General features: G+C 62.0%; 14 protein-coding genes and 1 riboswitch. Of the genes, 10 read left to right on the top strand and 4 right to left on the bottom strand.

What is annotated here, in order from left to right; genetic code table 11:
• Window positions 1–31: 31 nt before the first annotated feature.
• Window positions 32–1,375: an MFS transporter gene (locus GHO32_RS10080; RefSeq protein ID WP_153335750.1), complete on the bottom strand. Its 1,344-nt coding sequence runs from the start codon at window positions 1,373–1,375 to the stop codon at window positions 32–34.
• Window positions 1,376–1,621: 246 nt separating this feature from the next.
• On the opposite strand from GHO32_RS10080, the gene GHO32_RS10075 reads away from it, so the two are divergent.
• The gene (locus tag GHO32_RS10075; RefSeq protein WP_048370819.1) at window positions 1,622–1,888 is read left to right on the top strand and encodes a hypothetical protein; all 267 of its coding nucleotides are present in this window, start codon (window positions 1,622–1,624) and stop codon (window positions 1,886–1,888) included.
• Here the strand turns inward: GHO32_RS10075 and GHO32_RS10070 are convergent.
• A complete protein-coding gene (locus GHO32_RS10070; RefSeq protein ID WP_048389530.1) occupies window positions 1,882–2,643 on the bottom strand; it encodes a FadR/GntR family transcriptional regulator in 762 nt (253 codons plus the stop codon). The two genes, GHO32_RS10075 and GHO32_RS10070, sit on opposite strands and share 7 nt — an antisense overlap.
• A 268-nt stretch (window positions 2,644–2,911) precedes the next feature.
• Here GHO32_RS10070 and GHO32_RS10065 point away from each other — a divergent pair, with 268 nt between their 5' ends.
• From GHO32_RS10065 to GHO32_RS10025, 9 genes are all read left to right on the top strand, one after another.
• Entirely contained in the window at window positions 2,912–3,652 is a 741-nt protein-coding gene (locus GHO32_RS10065; RefSeq protein ID WP_153335749.1) for an SDR family oxidoreductase, read from the top strand.
• A gap of 133 nt (window positions 3,653–3,785) precedes the next feature.
• On the top strand, window positions 3,786–4,634 hold the full coding sequence (locus tag GHO32_RS10060; RefSeq protein ID WP_153335748.1) for a fumarylacetoacetate hydrolase family protein: 849 nt from the start codon (window positions 3,786–3,788) through the stop codon (window positions 4,632–4,634).
• A 13-nt stretch (window positions 4,635–4,647) separates the two neighbouring features.
• Window positions 4,648–5,925, top strand: a complete 1,278-nt coding sequence (locus tag GHO32_RS10055) for an L-fuconate dehydratase (protein WP_153338290.1) — start codon at window positions 4,648–4,650, stop codon at window positions 5,923–5,925.
• A 33-nt stretch (window positions 5,926–5,958) separates the two neighbouring features.
• The gene (locus tag GHO32_RS10050; protein WP_153335746.1) at window positions 5,959–6,822 is read left to right on the top strand and encodes an amidohydrolase; all 864 of its coding nucleotides are present in this window, start codon (window positions 5,959–5,961) and stop codon (window positions 6,820–6,822) included.
• Window positions 6,819–7,595, top strand: a complete 777-nt coding sequence (locus tag GHO32_RS10045; RefSeq protein ID WP_153335745.1) for an SDR family oxidoreductase — start codon at window positions 6,819–6,821, stop codon at window positions 7,593–7,595. Before GHO32_RS10050 ends, GHO32_RS10045 begins: the two co-directional genes overlap by 4 nt.
• 124 nt (window positions 7,596–7,719) lie before the next feature.
• Window positions 7,720–8,946, top strand: a complete 1,227-nt coding sequence (locus tag GHO32_RS10040) for a sugar MFS transporter (protein WP_153331591.1) — start codon at window positions 7,720–7,722, stop codon at window positions 8,944–8,946.
• 49 nt (window positions 8,947–8,995) lie between these two features.
• The gene (locus GHO32_RS10035; protein ID WP_153335744.1) at window positions 8,996–10,312 is read left to right on the top strand and encodes an MFS transporter; all 1,317 of its coding nucleotides are present in this window, start codon (window positions 8,996–8,998) and stop codon (window positions 10,310–10,312) included.
• A gap of 231 nt (window positions 10,313–10,543) precedes the next feature.
• A riboswitch (cobalamin riboswitch) is annotated at window positions 10,544–10,651 on the top strand.
• Window positions 10,652–10,678: 27 nt separating this feature from the next.
• Entirely contained in the window at window positions 10,679–10,891 is a 213-nt protein-coding gene (locus GHO32_RS10030) for a CbtB-domain containing protein (protein WP_048370696.1), read from the top strand.
• Between the two features lie 15 nt (window positions 10,892–10,906).
• Window positions 10,907–11,644 carry a CbtA family protein gene (locus GHO32_RS10025; RefSeq protein WP_153335743.1) on the top strand — a complete coding sequence of 246 codons (738 nt, stop codon included), beginning with the start codon at window positions 10,907–10,909 and terminating at the stop codon, window positions 11,642–11,644.
• A 69-nt stretch (window positions 11,645–11,713) separates the two neighbouring features.
• Here GHO32_RS10025 and GHO32_RS10020 read toward each other — a convergent pair whose 3' ends face one another.
• On the bottom strand, window positions 11,714–13,129 hold the full coding sequence (locus GHO32_RS10020) for an efflux transporter outer membrane subunit (protein ID WP_153338289.1): 1,416 nt from the start codon (window positions 13,127–13,129) through the stop codon (window positions 11,714–11,716).
• Window positions 13,126–16,254: an efflux RND transporter permease subunit gene (locus GHO32_RS10015; RefSeq protein ID WP_153338288.1), complete on the bottom strand. Its 3,129-nt coding sequence runs from the start codon at window positions 16,252–16,254 to the stop codon at window positions 13,126–13,128. The genes GHO32_RS10020 and GHO32_RS10015 overlap by 4 nt, the downstream gene beginning before the upstream one ends.
• Window positions 16,255–16,258: the final 4 nt, after the last annotated feature.

Below are 16,258 nucleotides of genomic sequence, written 5' to 3'. Positions count from 1 at the left end.
ATGTTTAAAAGATCGCGAGGCAAGCTCGCTCCTACAGTTTTGGGTCGACCTCGGGGCCACCGAATTCCGGGGCAACTTCAGGCTCGATTTCTGGCTCAATCTCAGGCTCGGCCCCTTCCACCATTTGCTCCTGCACCACCTGCTCATCGACCCGTGGGTCAAGCGCTGCGGCCAAGGGCGAGGTGGACATGCTGTCCGGCATGGCAACGTGTTGCAACGGTGCGTCGTCAACCTGGTGCAGGTTGGTGACCGCGTTCGGGCGAATGCGCCACACCAGGATCAAGCTGGTAAAGCTGAAAAACGCATACAGCATATGGCTGCCCAGCACTTTCATCAGCACCCCGGCCACCAGCGGGCCAACGCTGGCACCCACGCCGTAGGTAACCAGAAGCATGGCGGTCAGCGACACCCGGCGCTCGCCTTCGATGTGGTCGTTGGCGAAAGCCACCGCCAGCGGGTAGATGCAAAATTGCAGCAATGCACTCAAGAACCCCGCCACAAACAGCACCTCGACAGGCACCTGCGGGAAGATCGCCAGCGGCAACGCTGCCGCACACAGCAAAAGCGCAAACACGCGAATCAGCAGCGGCCGGTCATAGCGGTCCGACAACCAGCCCAGCGGCCATTGCGCCAACAATCCGGCAAAAATACAGCAACCCATGTACCAACCGACCAGCTCGGTAGACAACCCTTGTTGTGAGGCGTACAGCGGCGCCAGGCCGTAGAACGCACCAATCAACAGGCCTGCGCCCATCACCGCGATCAGCGATTGCGGCACCCGCTTGATAAAGAATTTAGGGTCCATGGGCGCGGGCCGCAACGGCGCCGGGTGGATGCGGCGGGTCATGGCCACGGGCACCAGACACAAGGCAAAACACATGGCCACCAGCATCAGCAGTTCGAGGCCCAGTTGCGGGTGAACCACCAGAATCAGTTGCCCGAGCACCAGCCCCAAGTACGAGGCGATCATGTACAGGCTGAACACCACGCCGCGCTGTTTGGCGTCGGCCTGCTCGTTAAGCCAGCTCTCGATGACCATGTACTGGCACATCATGCCAAGGCCGACGATCAGACGCAGCAGCAGCCAGATCGGCAGCCAGTCGGTCAACCCGTGACACAACACCGCCGCGCCGACGATCCCGGCGCAAGTGGCGTACGCCCGGATATGCCCCACGCGGGCAATCAGCCGGTGCCCAAGCTTGCCGCCCAGCACCAGGCCAAAATAGTTGGCCGCCATCAAGGCACCGACCCATAAGCCGTCGACGTGATCGGCAGCCAGGCGCAAGGCCAGGTAGGTGCTCAACAAACCTGAGCCGATCAACATCATCAGCGAGGCAAAATACAACGCTCGAAACGACTTCCAGATTTGGCGCATTGGCTTTCCGTACGGCTCCTTGTGCATGGTCCATGGATTCAAACAGGCAGTGGCGACCTGAACGACTAAGCCCAAGCCACCAAAATACGCAGTACACCTTCAAAAAAACAAGTAGTCGCTGCCGCAGGCTGCGAAGGGTTGCAGCGCAACCCGTTGCCCAAACCCTGGATACCACCCCCGGACGTGAGATACATTCAAGCCGCGATCTACCAAAACAGCAGCCCCTCAACCGACAAAGGGTGCCACTTGAATAAAAATCAAAAATTGCGAACCTTCGACCTGATCCGTGAAGCGGTACTGCCTGAGTACCGCGACCGTGTAGACGACTACCTGACCTTGTACGAGCACGCGTTGCATGCTGAACCTGCCGACGCCGAGAAGTTGCATGCCATGGCCCATGAGCTCAAAGGCTACTTGCGCGGCCTCAACACCACTCGCGTGATCGGCATGGCCGATTTTGAAGCACTCGACCGCCGCGTCACCGAGTCCTGGCTGGAGGTTGAGCCTTACTGAGCGTTGCGGCTGAAGATGCGGATCACTTCATCCAGATGCTCGGCCATGGCCTGACGCGCCGCATCCGGGTCGTGTTGCTCCAGTGCCTGAAGCACGCGCCGGTGCTCGTCCTCCGAGCGGTGCGGCATGTCATCTGAGGTGTAGTGGCTTTGCAGGCGCTGGAACATGCTGCCGTAGCTGTGCCCCAGCAAGTGCTGAATCATCAATGCGTAGGCCGGGTTGTCCGACGCCTGGGCAATGCGGATATGAAACAAGCGGTCGCCGGGGTGCGTGTGCGAACCCTCGCGGTTGTCTTGTACGTTGCGCTCAAACGCTTCGCGGATCCCGGCGAGTTCTTCATCGCTGGCGTTCACGGCCGCCAGCGCCGCCGCTTCAGGCTCGATCAAGCGCCGCGCCTGGAGCAAGGCAAACGGCGGGATTTCGGCACTGAAATCCACGGCAATGCCCAGCTCCGGATCCAGTTCGCGCCATTGATCACGGGTGGCCTGGGCCATCACCGGCTCATTGGACACCGCCTGCACGGGCGGCTCACACACCAACACGCCGTTGCCGACGCGCACGTCCACCAGGCCGATCACTTCCAGGGCAATCATTGCTTCACGCACCGATGCCCGGCTCACGCCCAATAACTTGGCCAATTCGCGTTCGGCGGGTAACCGACTGCCCGGCGGGAATTCACCGCTGTCGATCAAGGCCCGCAACTGATCGGCGATCTGCCGATAAAGTCTTTGGTTATCAATAACTTGGAATGGCATCGTGAAATTGACTCTGGTCTGTGCAACGGCTCGCGAGCGCTTTTTGAAAAAAAAGTCACTTGTTGAAGCGTGAGGTGCATGCTAAAAAAGGTTCAATGGCCTGACCATTGGATGGATAACGTACAGCGATCATAGCTAAAAACGTCTCCCGCCGCTGCGTCGTTTTGCCAGTTGCTACGCCCGAAATGGCCTGACCATTAGTCCAAAAGACACAATGGCGAAGGGTTCAGGCCAACAATAAAAACAATCACATCGTTACGGAGTACCCATGGATCTTTCCGGCAAACGCGTGCTGATCACGGCCGCAGCCCAAGGCATTGGCCACGCCAGTGTCCAGGCATACCTCGCCGCTGGCGCCGAAGTCTTCGCCGCCGACATCAATGCTGGCGCCCTCGAGGCCCTTGCAGGCGCTCACAAAATTGTTCTGGACGTCACCGATGCAGCCGCCATTGAGCGTCTGGCCAACGAGCTTGGACCGCTGGATGTGCTGTTCAACTGCGCAGGTGTGGTGCACAGCGGCAACATCCTGGAATGCAGCGAAAAAGACTGGAACTTCGCCCTCGACCTCAACGTTACCGCCATGTACCGCATGATCCGCGCCTTCTTGCCGGGCATGCTGAGCAACGGCGGTGGCTCGATCATCAACATGGCCTCGGTGGCCTCCAGCGTCAAAGGCGTGCCAAACCGCTTTGCCTACTGCGCCAGCAAAGGCGCGGTGATCGGCCTGACCCGCTCGGTGGCGGCAGACTTTGTCAGCCAGAACATCCGCTGCAACGCCATCTGCCCCGGCACCGTCGACTCCCCTTCCCTGCGCCAGCGCATCCGCGAGCAAGCCGAACGCGAAGGCCGCAGCGTGGACGAGGTGTACGCCGCCTTCGCCGCGCGCCAACCCATGGGCCGCATCGGCACCGCCGAAGAAATCGCCCAATTGGCCCTGTACCTGGGTTCAAGCGCCAGCGGCTTCACCACCGGCACCGCACAAATCATTGATGGCGGCTGGAGCAACTGACAGCCCTTTTTTGACTGTGTGGGAGTGGGCTTGCTCGCGATGCTGGCGACTCGGTTTGTCTGAAGCATTGCGCTGAGGCAATCGCGAGCAAGCCCGCTCCCACACATGTGATTACCTATTTCGAGGACTCTTTATGAAACTGCTGCGCTACGGCGAAAAAGGCCAGGAACGTCCCGCTCTGCTCGATAACAACGGTGATCTGCGTGACTTGTCCGCAGTGGTCACGGATATCGCAGGCGACACCCTCAGCCCGCAAAGCATTGCCCGCCTGCAAGACATCGACCCGTCTACCCTGCCGCTGGTAGCCGGCTCGCCACGGATCGGCGCCTGCGTCGGCCAGGTCGGCAAGTTCATCTGCATCGGCCTCAACTACGCCGACCACGCCGCTGAAACCGGTGCGGCCATCCCGGCTGAGCCGGTGGTGTTCAACAAGTGGACCAGCGCCATCGTCGGCCCGAACGACAACGTCGAGATCCCGCGCAATTCACGCAAGACCGACTGGGAGGTCGAGCTGGGTGTGGTCATCGGCAAAGGCGGCCGCTACATCAGCGAAAGCGACGCCCTGGAACACGTGGCCGGGTATTGCGTGATCAACGATGTGTCCGAGCGCGAGTTCCAGCTGGAACTGGGCGGCACCTGGGACAAAGGCAAAGGCTGCGACACCTTCGGCCCGCTTGGCCCATGGCTGGTGACCCGTGATGAAATCGCCGACCCGCACCAGCTCGACCTGTGGCTGGAAGTCGACGGCAAGCGCTACCAGAACGGCAACACCCGCACGATGATTTTCCAGATCCCTAAAATCGTCAGCTACCTCAGCCAGTTCATGAGCCTGCAACCCGGCGACGTGATCTCTACCGGCACCCCGCCCGGCGTCGGCCTGGGCGTCAAACCCGAACCTGTGTACCTGCGTGCGGGCCAGCACATACGCCTGGGCATCAGCGGCCTGGGCGAACAAAACCAACGCACCGTCGACGCCGAATAAGCCGGAGAACGCCATGACTACCATTACTGCTGTACGGGTTGAAGACATTCGCTTCCCCACCTCGCAATCGCTGGACGGCTCGGACGCGATGAACCCGGACCCGGACTATTCCGCGGCCTACGTCATCCTCGAAACCGACACCACGAACCTCGAAGGCCACGGCCTGACCTTTACCATCGGCCGTGGCAACGAGATCTGCTGCGCCTCGATCAAGGCCCTCGCAGGCCTGATGGTCGGTCTCAAGCTAGAGTGGATCGCCGAAGACATGGGCCGCTTCTGGCGCTACGTGACCAGCGACAGCCAACTGCGCTGGATCGGCCCGGACAAGGGCGCCATCCACTTGGCCACCGGGGCGGTGGTCAACGCCGCCTGGGACCTCTGGGCCAAGGCCGAAGGCAAGCCGGTGTGGCGTCTGGTGGCCGACATGAGCCCCGAGCAACTGGTGCGCTGCATAGATTTTCGTTACATCACCGACTGCATCACCCCTGACGAAGCCCTGACCCTGCTGCGCGAGCGCGCCCACGGCAAAGCCGAACGTTTGGTCCTGCTCGAAGCTCAAGGTTACCCGTGCTACACCACCTCGGCCGGTTGGCTGGGCTACGCCGACGAGAAGCTCCGTCGCTTGTGCCAGGAAGCCGTCGACGCGGGCTTCTCGCACATCAAATTAAAAGTCGGCCACGACCTGCAAGACGATATCCGCCGCGTGCGCATTGCCCGCGAAGTGATCGGCCCGGACCGCAAGCTGATGATCGACGCCAACCAGGTCTGGGAAGTCGACGCGGCTATCGACTGGGTGCGTGAGCTGTCGTTCGCCCAGCCGTGGTTTATCGAAGAACCGACCAGCCCGGACGATGTCGAAGGCCACCGCAAAATCCGCCTGGGCGTCAGCCCGGTCAAGGTCGCCACCGGCGAAATGTGCCAGAACCGCATCGTCTTCAAGCAACTGATCATGCGCGAAGCGATTGACGTGGTGCAGATCGACGCCTGCCGCCTGGGCGGGGTCAACGAAGTGCTGGCCGTCATGCTGATGGCCGCCAAATACAACTTGCCGGTCTGCCCGCATGCCGGTGGCGTGGGCCTGTGCGAGTACGTGCAGCACCTGTCGATGATCGATTACCTGTGCATCGCCGCCACCCATGAAGGCCGCGTGGTGGAGTTTGTTGACCACCTGCACGAACACTTCGAAGACCCCTGCGTGATCCGCGACGCCGCCTACATGCCGCCACAGGCGCCGGGCTTCTCGATCCAGATGAAAGCCGCCTCCCGCGAGCAGTACCGCTACCGGGGCTAAACCAGCGTTTTGAAGGGACGGAGTACAACAACAATGTCGTCCACACAGCCACCACGCCTGGATGCGCATCAGCACTTCTGGCGGTATGACGCAGCCGGTTACCCGTGGATCAGCCACGACATGCCCGGCTTGCGCCGCGACTTTATGCCCGACGACCTGCGCCCCTTGCTCGATCAGGCCGGGCTCGACGGCTGCATTGCCGTGCAAGCCCGCGCCTGCGAAAGCGAGACGGACTGGCTGTTGCAATTGGCCGGGCAATACCCGTGGATTCGCGCGGTGGTGGGCTGGGTCGACCTGTGCGCCGCCGACCTTGAACACTCGCTGGAACGCTGGGCGCAGGCCTCGGTGCTGCGCGGGTTTCGTCATCAGTTGCAAGACGAACCCGCGCCTGCCGAGTTCATGCAACGGGCAGACTTCAACCGTGGCCTGGCGACGTTACAGCGCCAGGGCAAAGTCTATGAAGTGCTGATCAAGGCCTGCGACCTGAGCGCCGCAACGCAGCTGTGCCAGCGCCATGACCAGCATCACCTGGTGCTCGACCACCTCGCCAAGCCAAACGTGCAGGCCAACAACCTGCGCCAATGGGCTGAGCAACTGGCGCCGCTGGCCGCGCTGCCGCATGTCAGTTGCAAGCTGTCGGGGCTGGCGACCGAGGCCGATTGGCAGCACTGGCAGCCCGAGCAACTGACTCCGTACCTGGACACCGCACTGCACCTGTTCGGCCCTGAACGCTTGATGTTCGGTTCCGACTGGCCGGTGTGCCTGCTGGCCAGCGACTACCGCACCACCCACACCCTGGTCGACAGCGTATTGCAACACCTGAGCGCCGCTGAACAAGCGGCGATCCGGGGCGCCAACGCTTGCGCCGTCTACGGGCTTGAAGGAGTGACACGATGAATCTGCATCTGCAAGACAAGGTCTTTATCGTCACCGGCGGCGGCTCCGGCATTGGTGCCGCCATTTCCCTGGGGCTGGCCGATGAAGGCGCGGTCCCGGTGATTTTCGGCCACAGCCCGCTGTCGGATGAACTGGCCCGGCAACTGGATCAACGCGGCGCACAAAGCCTGTTTATTCAAGTTGAACTGCGCGACGAAGACGCCTGCCGCGCCGCTGTCGCCAGCGTTCTGCAACGCTTCGGGCGCATCGACGGGCTGGTCAACAATGCCGGCGTCAATGACAGCGTGGGCCTGGACGCCGGGCGCTCGGCTTTTGTCGAGTCGCTGGAAAAAAACCTCATCCACTACTACCTCATGACCCACCTGTGCGTCGACGCGCTCAAGGCCAGCCGTGGGTCCATCGTCAATATCAGCTCCAAAACCGCCCTCACCGGCCAGGGCGGCACCAGCGGCTACACCGCCGCCAAAGGCGCGCAACTGTCGCTGACCCGCGAGTGGGCCACCTCGTTGCTGGCCGATGGCGTGCGGGTTAACGCAGTCATCCCCGCCGAAGTCATGACCCCGCTGTACGAGCGCTGGATCAACAGCTTCGACGACCCGCAGGCCAAGTTGGCGAGCATCGTCGAGAAAATCCCCCTCGGCCAGCGCATGACCACCGCAGAAGAAATCGCCGACAGCGTGCTGTTCCTGTTATCGCCCCGCGCCTCCCACACCACCGGGCAATGGCTGGTGGTCGACGGTGGCTACACCCACCTGGACCGGGCACTGACATGAGCCGTATCAGCCTCACCTGATCTCTGTAGGAGCGAGCTTGTCTCGCGAGCTTTTAGACGATCAAAAGATCGCGAGACAAGCTCGCTCCTACGGCGCTTTAACAACAATAAGAAGGAGATGCGTCATGTCACTCAAGCACTCGAACGTCGCCGCGCCACCCTTTACCAAGGCGGTGACGTCTTACCGCTGGGCACTGATTCTGGTCACCTGCCTGTTCTTTCTCTGGGGGTTGTCGTATGGCTTGCTGGACGTGCTCAACAAGCACTTCCAGGAAACCCTGCACGTCAGCAAGGCCCAGTCCGGCTTGCTGCAAAGCGCGTACTTCGGCGCCTATTTTCTGATCGCCCTGCCCGCCGGGTTCTTGATGGACAAGTACGGCTACAAGGCGGGCATTCTGCTCGGCCTGTGCCTGTATGCCTGCGGTGCCCTGCTGTTTATGCCCGCCGCAGCCGCGCAAAGCTTTCAATTCTTTTTGTTCGCGCTGTTTGTGATTGCCTGCGGCCTGGGCTGCCTCGAAACCGCTGCCAACCCGTATGCCACGGTGCTGGGCTCACCCGCCGGGGCTGAGCGGCGCTTGAACCTGGCGCAGTCGTTCAATGGCCTCGGGCAGTTTTTTGGCCCCTTGATCGGCGGTGCGCTGTTCTTCAGTGGTGCCAACAGCACTGACACCACCCAGTCGCTGCAAATGACCTATCTGGTGATTGCCTCGCTGGTGCTGCTGGTCGCCGTGCTGATCGCCCGCACCCCGCTGCCGGACCTGCGCGAGCAAGAAGTTCAGGCCCAGCAACTGAGTGATAAAGGCCTGTGGCAACACCGTGAGTTTGTCACCGGGGTTATCACCCAGTTCTTTTACGTCGGCGCGCAAGTCGGCGTCGGGGCGTTTTTTATCAACTACGTCACCGAGCACTGGGCGCAGATGGGCAGCCAGCAAGCGGCGTATCTGCTGTCGGTGGCCATGCTCAGCTTCATGTTTGGGCGCTTCTTCAGCACCTGGCTGATGGGCCGCGTCAACGCCCAGCGCCTGTTAATGATTTACGCACTGATCAACGTGGCGCTGTGCGCGGTGGTGGTGCTGGGGGTTGAAGGCGTGTCGGTGGTAGCCCTGGTGGCGACCTTCTTCTTTATGTCGATCATGTTCCCGACCCTGTTTGCCATGGGCGTGAAAAACCTCGGCGCGCATACCAAGCGCGGCAGCTCGTTCATGATCATGGCCATTGTCGGCGGGGCCCTGTTGCCCTACGTGATGGGCCTGGTCGCTGACCACTCCTCCACCGCTGTGGCGTACCTGTTGCCCATGGGCTGTTTTGTCATCGTTGCGGCCTACGCCCGCTCCGCCTTGAGAGCCCGTTAATCGCTGTCCCTGTTGTTGAACTCCACAAAAAAAATAATCGGAGCCACCCATGTCCAATCCTGTGTTGAATCAGGCGCTCAGCAAGATTCGCTGGCGCATCCTGCCCTTTGTCGCCTTGATGTTCGCCATGGCGATTATTGATCGTTCCAACATTGGCTTTGCCAAACATGCCTTGCAGGCAGACACCGGCCTGAGCAACGCCGCGTTCGCCTTGGGCGCGGGCATTTTCTTTATCGGCTACGCCGTGTTTGAAGTGCCCAGCAACCTGATGCTGCACAAAGTCGGCGCACGCATCTGGCTAAGCCGGATCATGATCACCTGGGGCCTGGTATCGGCTGCCATGATGTTTGCCCACAACGAAACCAGCTTCTACATCCTGCGCTTTTTGCTCGGCGTTGCCGAAGCGGGCCTGTCGCCGGGCGTGGTGCTGTACTTGACCTACTGGTTCCCGCAGAACAAGCGCGGCGCCGCCTACGGCATTTACTACTTCGGCGTGCCGGTGTCGCTGATGGTCGGCGGCCCGGTGTCGGGCTGGCTGCTGGAAAGCGCGCAATTTGGCCTGACCGGCTGGCAATGGATGTTCGTCACCGAAGGCCTCGCCGCCTCGGTCATCGGCGTGTTTGCGCTGTTCTACCTCACGGACAAACCGCGTACGGCCAAATGGCTGACCGAGCAAGAAAAAGCCGCGGTCGAGCACGAACTGGAAAAAGAACACCTGCTCAAGGCCGATACAGGGCCGTCGTCCTGGCGCTCGGCTTTGATCAACCCGACAGTGCTGTACTTCACCCTGATCTACTTCACCATCCAGGTCAGCGTGTACGGCGTGCTGTTTTACCTGCCGACGCGCATCGCTGAACTGCTCGGCACCGGCATCGGTCTGGAAGTCGGCCTGCTGACGTCCATCCCGTGGATCGCCACCGTGATCGTGCTCTACGCGGTCACCCGCTACGCCGACCGCAAAGGCCTGCAAACCCGCTTTGCCGCGCTGATGCTGGCCTTGGCTGCGGTCGGCATGGTCGGTTCGACCTTGAGCGCCAGCCTGCCGCTGGTCATCCTTGCGTTCTGCCTGGCGGCCGCCGGTTTCATCACCGTGCAACCGCTGTTCTGGACCTTGCCGACGCGCTTTCTGAGTGGCGCCGCCGCGGCCAGCGGGATCGCCGTGATCGGCGCCCTGGGCAACCTCGGCGGCTTTCTGGCACCCACGGTTAAAACCTGGGCCGAACAGCAATTCGACAGCACCCATGCCGGCATGTACTTCCTCGCCGCTACGGCGCTGCTGGGTACGTTGATGTTGTTGCGCTCGGCCAGAGCGGCGGGCACGCCGAATCAAAAAGTCGGCGCGGCGCGGGCGGCAACTGCGCCATAAATTGCCAACGCCCTCACCCCAACCCTCTCCCGGAGGGAGAGGGAGCTTTACCGAGGTGTTCTCTGGTTCAGCGCAAAGCTTTTAGTCCCCTCTCCCTCCGGGAGAGGGCTAGGGTGAGGGTTTTTGAAGTTCAGCGCAGTCATGTCAGACCTCATAACGCTCAAGCATCCCTCAATCCCCCCCACATTCCCCTGAGTTTTTCCTTAACCAAGCGCGTACACTGCCAGCGTTGTTTCAGTATGTTACGAAGGAAAGAAGTCGGTCCGAATCCGACGCGGTCGCGCCACTGTAGTCGGCACCTTGCCGAGAGCCAGATCTTCCTTTGCCTTTGCACTCTTGCCGGGACGCGTAATCCCAGAGGTAATCATGGTTTCTAACGCTGCTACTCACTCTGACCTCTCCATTCCTGCCATTCCCCTGCGCGATGTACTGCCGTGGGCGATTTTCGGTGGCCTGTTGCTGTTGCTGGCGATTTATTTCGTCGGTGCTGAACAAGGCGCCACCGCCGTCTTCAAGGGCATGTACGTGCACGAGTTCGTACACGACGGTCGCCACCTGCTGGGCTTTCCCTGCCACTGATCCGAGGGGTTTCACATGACTGGTCGTTTACTCGTCAGGGGCATGCTTGTCGGTCTGTTGGCCGGCCTGCTGGCTTTCAGCTTTGCCAAGGTGTTCGGCGAACCCGAGATTGATCGCGCTATCGCCTTCGAAGAAGGCATGTCCCATTCCCACTCCCACGGTGACGCCGAGGAAGAAGAACCCGAACTGGTCAGCCGCGAGGTGCAAAGCACCTTCGGCCTGTTGACCGGGGTGCTGGTGTACAGCGTGTCGCTGGGCGGCATTTTTGCCCTCGTGTTCGCCTACTCCCTGGGCCGTGTCGGTAACGTCGGCCCGCGTGGCCTGGCGGCCTTGCTGGCGCTGGCCGCCTTTGTGGTGCTGTATCTGGTGCCTGGGCTGGTGTATCCGGCCAACCCGCCAGCCGTGGGCAACCCGGATACCATCGGCAAGCGCACGCAGTTGTTCTTCCTGATGCTGCTGGTGTCGCTGGCCGCCGCGATCATTGCCGTCAGTGCAGGCCGAAAGTTCATTGCCCGCTCCGGTCTGTGGAACGGCGTGATCAAGGGCGTGGCGCTGTACCTGGTGATTGTCTCGATCGCGGGCTTTTTGTTCCCGACGTTCAATGAAGCACCGGACGGTTTCTCGGCCCTGCTGCTGTGGAAATTCCGCGTCGCCTCGCTGGGCATTCAAGCGGTACTGTGGACCGCACTGGGCCTGATCTTCGGCGTCGTCGCCGAACGTTTGCTGCTGCCCAACAAGCCTTACAAAGCGTAACGCCCTGTAGGAGCGAGCTTGCCTCGCGATCTTTTGATCGTTAATAGATCGCGAGGCTCGCTCCTACAATCAGTGGTTCTCCCACCCCCCGCCCAAACTCTGGATCAACGCCACGCTGCCCTGGCTCAATTGCCCTTGGGTGTCGCGCAGGTTCTGCTCTGTCTGCAACACGATCAATTGCTGGGTCAGGACGTTCTGCTGGCTGACGGTACCGGCTTTTAGCTGCGCCTCCTGGCTGCCGAACAATTGCTGATTGCGCGTGTAGATCTGCTGATAGGTATCCGCCTGCACGCGCAGATGGTTGATCGCCGACAGGTTGTCTTCGACGTTCTGCAAAGCCGACAACACGGTGCCCCGATAGGTCGCCGCGTCCTGATCGTAGCTGGCTTGCGCCTGTTGCACCGCCGCTTCGCGGGCGCCGCCGTCAAACAGGGTCGCAGCCAATGCCGGGCCCAGGGTCCAGATGCGGTTCGGCACGCTGAACAGGCTGCCCAGCGCACTGGCGCGATAACCGCCTTCAGCGGTCAAGTCCAGGGTCGGGAAAAACGCCGCGTCAGCCACGCCGATTTTGGCGTTGGCCGCCGCTGCCGTGCGCTCTGCGGCCACCACATCCGGGCGGCGCAGCAACAAATCCGAGGGCACGCTCAGCGGCGGACGCGGCACCGCAAAGGCGTACTGCGCCACCGGCGCCACACTAAATTGCGACGGTGCCTCGCCCACCAGCACCGCCAGGGCATGCTCATATTGCTCGCGCGAGCGCTGCGCGGTCTGCAACGCGGCCACCACGGTGCTGAGTTGGTCTTGGGCTTGCAGCAGTTGGTCATTGGCCGCCGTGCCCTGGGTGTATTGGGCCTGGATCATGTCGAGCAATTGCTGGTTGATCTGCTGCTGTTGCTGCAACAGGCCGATGTCGATGTCCTGTTGGCGCAAGGCCAGGTAATTGCTCGCCACGCTGGCGCTGATGGACAAACGCACCCCGGCCAACAAGGCGTCGGAGGCTTGCGCAGAGGCGCTGCTGGACTCAATGCCGCGTCGCACCTGGCCCCATAAATCCGGCTCCCAACTGGCGGTCAGGGTGGCACTGACTGAGTTTTCGACCCCACCTGCGCTGCTCGCGCCGCTGCTGGAACCGCTGCCGCCCACCCCGCGCGAGCCGGACAGCCCGGCGCCCAGGGTTGGCCACAAACCGGCGCGGCTCGATGACACTTGCGCCTGCGCGCCGCGATACGCCGCCTCGGCGGCAACAATCGACTGGTTGGCCGTGGCCGAGCGCTGGATCAATTGCGTCATTACCGGGTCGTTATAGGCCAGCCACCACTGGCTGTTCAGCGCGCCTTGGGGGTTGGCCACAGCCCGTTGCCACTGCGTGCCCTCTTTGAAGCTCATGGGCAATTGCATGGCCGGTTTTTGATAATCCGGCCCGACCATGCACCCGGCCAGGGTCAGGCTAAGGGTCATGGCCAGCAGCAGCGGTTTGAGGTTCATCGGGTGGTCTCCTTGGGCGCGCGGCGCAGACGTTGCGACAGGCGGTCCAGCCAGAGGTAAATCACGGGTGTGGTGTACAGCGTCAGCACTTGGCTGAAGAGCAACCCGCCCATGATGGAAATGCCCAGTGGGCGGCGCAATTCCGAGCCGTAGCCAGTGCCCAGCACCAGCGGCAAGGCGCCGAGCATTGCCGCCAGGGTGGTCATCATGATCGGCCGAAAGCGGATCAGGCAGGCGCGGCGGATCGCTTGTTGCGGGCTGAGGCCCAGCGCTTTGCCTTCGGTGATGGCGAAGTCGATCATCATGATCGCGTTTTTCTTGACGATGCCGATCAGCAAAATCACCCCCACCAGCGCAATGATCGACAGCTCGGTGCCGGTCATCAGCAAGGCAATCAGCGCCCCCACCCCGGCCGACGGCAAGGTCGAGAGGATGGTCAGCGGGTGGATCAGGTTTTCGTAGAGCATGCCGAGCACGATGTACACCGAGACAATCGCCGCCAAGATCAGCCAGGGTTCGCTGGACACCGACGACTGAAACACCTGCGCCGTCCCGGCAAAGTGCCCGACCACACTGGCCGGCATGCGCAGTTGCGCCACCGCGTCATCCACCAGCGTGGTGGCCTGGCCGATGGACACGCCGGGGGCCAGGTTGAAAGACACCGTCACCGCCGGGAAGGTGCCCTGATGGCTGATGGAAATCGCCGTGCGCGCCACCGACTGTTGCGCCACCGCAGACAACGGGATCAACGTCGCATTGGCGTTGCTCGCCAGGTTGGGCGCGGTGTTGGTCTTGCTGGCCGTCGAGGCACCTTGCGGCAGGTAAATCGATGTGAGCGCAGACGGGTCGGTCCAGTATTCGGGGGCGACTTCCATGACCACGTGGTACTGGTTGGCGGCGCGGTAAAGGGTCGACACCTGGCGCTGGCCAAAGGCGTCGTACAGGGTCTGGTCAACCGCCGACATGCTGACCCCGAGCCGCGCCGCCGTGTCGCGGTTGACCGCCACATTGGCCGCAAGGCTGTTGTCTTGCTGGTCGGTATTGAGGTCTTTGAGCTGCGGCAGTTTATGCAACGCCGCCAGCACCTTGGGCACCCACACGTCGAGGCTGCTCTGGTCGTCGGCAGTCAGCGTGTATTGGTACTGCGCGGCGCTCTGGCGCCCGCCCACGGTGATGTCCTGTACCGATTGCAGGAACAACCGGGTGCCCGGCATGTCGCCCAGGGTTTTGCGGATCTGGGCGATGATCTGGTCGGCGCTGGCCTTGCGCTCACTCAAGGGCTTGAGCGAGATAAACATCTGCCCGGTGTTCACCGAACCGCCTCCGCCGCCCGCGCCGCCGATAAAACCGCCGACCGCTTCCACGTTGGGGTTGAGCAAGACTTTGCGGTTGATCGCCAGAAAGTTCTGCTGCATGGCGCCATACGAGATGCTTTGCGAGGCCATGATGCTGCCGTTCAGGCGCCCGGTGTCTTCCTGCGGGAAAAAGCCCTTGGGCACCCGCACGTACAGCACCCCGGCCAGCACGATCACCAATAGCGTGACCAGCCCCATCAGCAGGGTGTGGTTGATCACCCAACCGAGGGTGCGGTCGTAGAAACGATGAAAACGCGAGTCCGGCGCCGCCTCCGGGTGTTGGGCGGTTGCCGGGGCACGTAAAAACACCGCCGCCAGCATCGGCGTGATGGTCAGCGACACCAGCATCGACATCGCAATCGACACCGACAAGGTGACCGAAAACTCACGAAACAAACGCCCGACAATCCCGCCCATCAGCAGCAGCGGAATAAACACCGCCACCAGCGACACGCTGATGGTCAGCACGGTAAAGCCCACCTCCCGGGCACCGGCCAGCGCCGCCTGCACGCGCGATTCGCCGCGCTCCAGATGGCGCATGATGTTTTCCACCACCACAATCGCGTCATCGACCACAAACCCGGTGGCAATGGTCAGCGCCATCAGCGACAGGTTGTTCAGGCTGTAGCCCATGAAGTACATGACGCCAAAGGTGCCGAGCAGCGACAGCGGCACGACAATGGCCGGCACCAGGGTGCTGCGCCAATCACGGAAAAACGCAAACGTGACCAGCGTCACCAGCAGAATCGAGGCAATCAGGCTGATTTCTACGTCGCGCAACGAGGCGCGAATGGTGGTGGTGCGGTCCATCAAAATGTTGAGCTTGATCGAGGCCGGAATCGACGCTTGCAGAAACGGCAGCTCGGCCTTGACCGCGTCCACCGTCTCGATCACGTTGGCCCCCGGCTGCTTGAAGATCACCAGCAATACCGACGCTTGGCCGTTGTACAACCCATAGTTGCGCAGGTCTTCTACGTCTTCGCGCACGTAGCCCAGGTCGCTGATGCGCACCAGGTCACCATTGTTCTGCTTGACCACCAGCGCGCCGTAGTCCGACGCGTTGTAAAGCTGGTCATTGGCGGCAATCACATTGCCCTTTGCGCCGATATCGATCGTGCCTTTGGGCAGGTTGACGTTAGATGCGGCGATCACCTCGCGCACCTGTTCAAGGCTGATGCCGTAATGGTTGAGGCGGTCCGGGTTGAGCTCGACCCGCACCGCCGGCAAGGCCCCGCCGCCCACCGTCACGTCACCGACGCCGCTGGTTTGCAGGAGCTTTTGTTCGAGCAGGGTCGAGGCCACGTCGTACAGGTGCCCCGGCGTGGCCGCGTCGGAGGTCAGGCTGATGACCATGATCGGCGAGTCAGCCGGGTTGACCTTGCGGTAAGTCGGGTTGCCTGACAGGTCGCTGGGCAGGTTGCTGCGCGCAGCGTTGATCGCCGCTTGCACATCGCGGGCGGCGCCGTCGATGTCGCGATTGAGGTCGAACTGCAAGTTGATCCGGGTCGCGCCCAGGCTGCTCGACGAGGTCATTTGCGTGACCCCGGCGATCTGCCCGAACTGGCGCTCCAACGGCGTCGCCACCGAGGTGGCGACGGTGTGCGGGTCGGCCCCCGGCAACTTGGCGCTGACGCTGATGGTGGGGAAATCCACCTCCGGCAGCGGCGCCACCGGCAGCAGGTTGAACGCCAGCACGCCAAACAGCGCGAGCCCGACCGCCAGCAAGGTGGTGGCGATGGGACGTTGGATAAACGGCGCACTGAGGTTCATCGCG

Source organism: Pseudomonas sp. FSL R10-2189, assembly GCF_009600325.1.
In the GTDB taxonomy this organism is placed as follows: domain Bacteria; phylum Pseudomonadota; class Gammaproteobacteria; order Pseudomonadales; family Pseudomonadaceae; genus Aquipseudomonas; species Aquipseudomonas helleri.
Note: the sequence above shows the minus strand (reverse complement) of the source record. Positions and strands in the feature narration are given on the sequence as shown.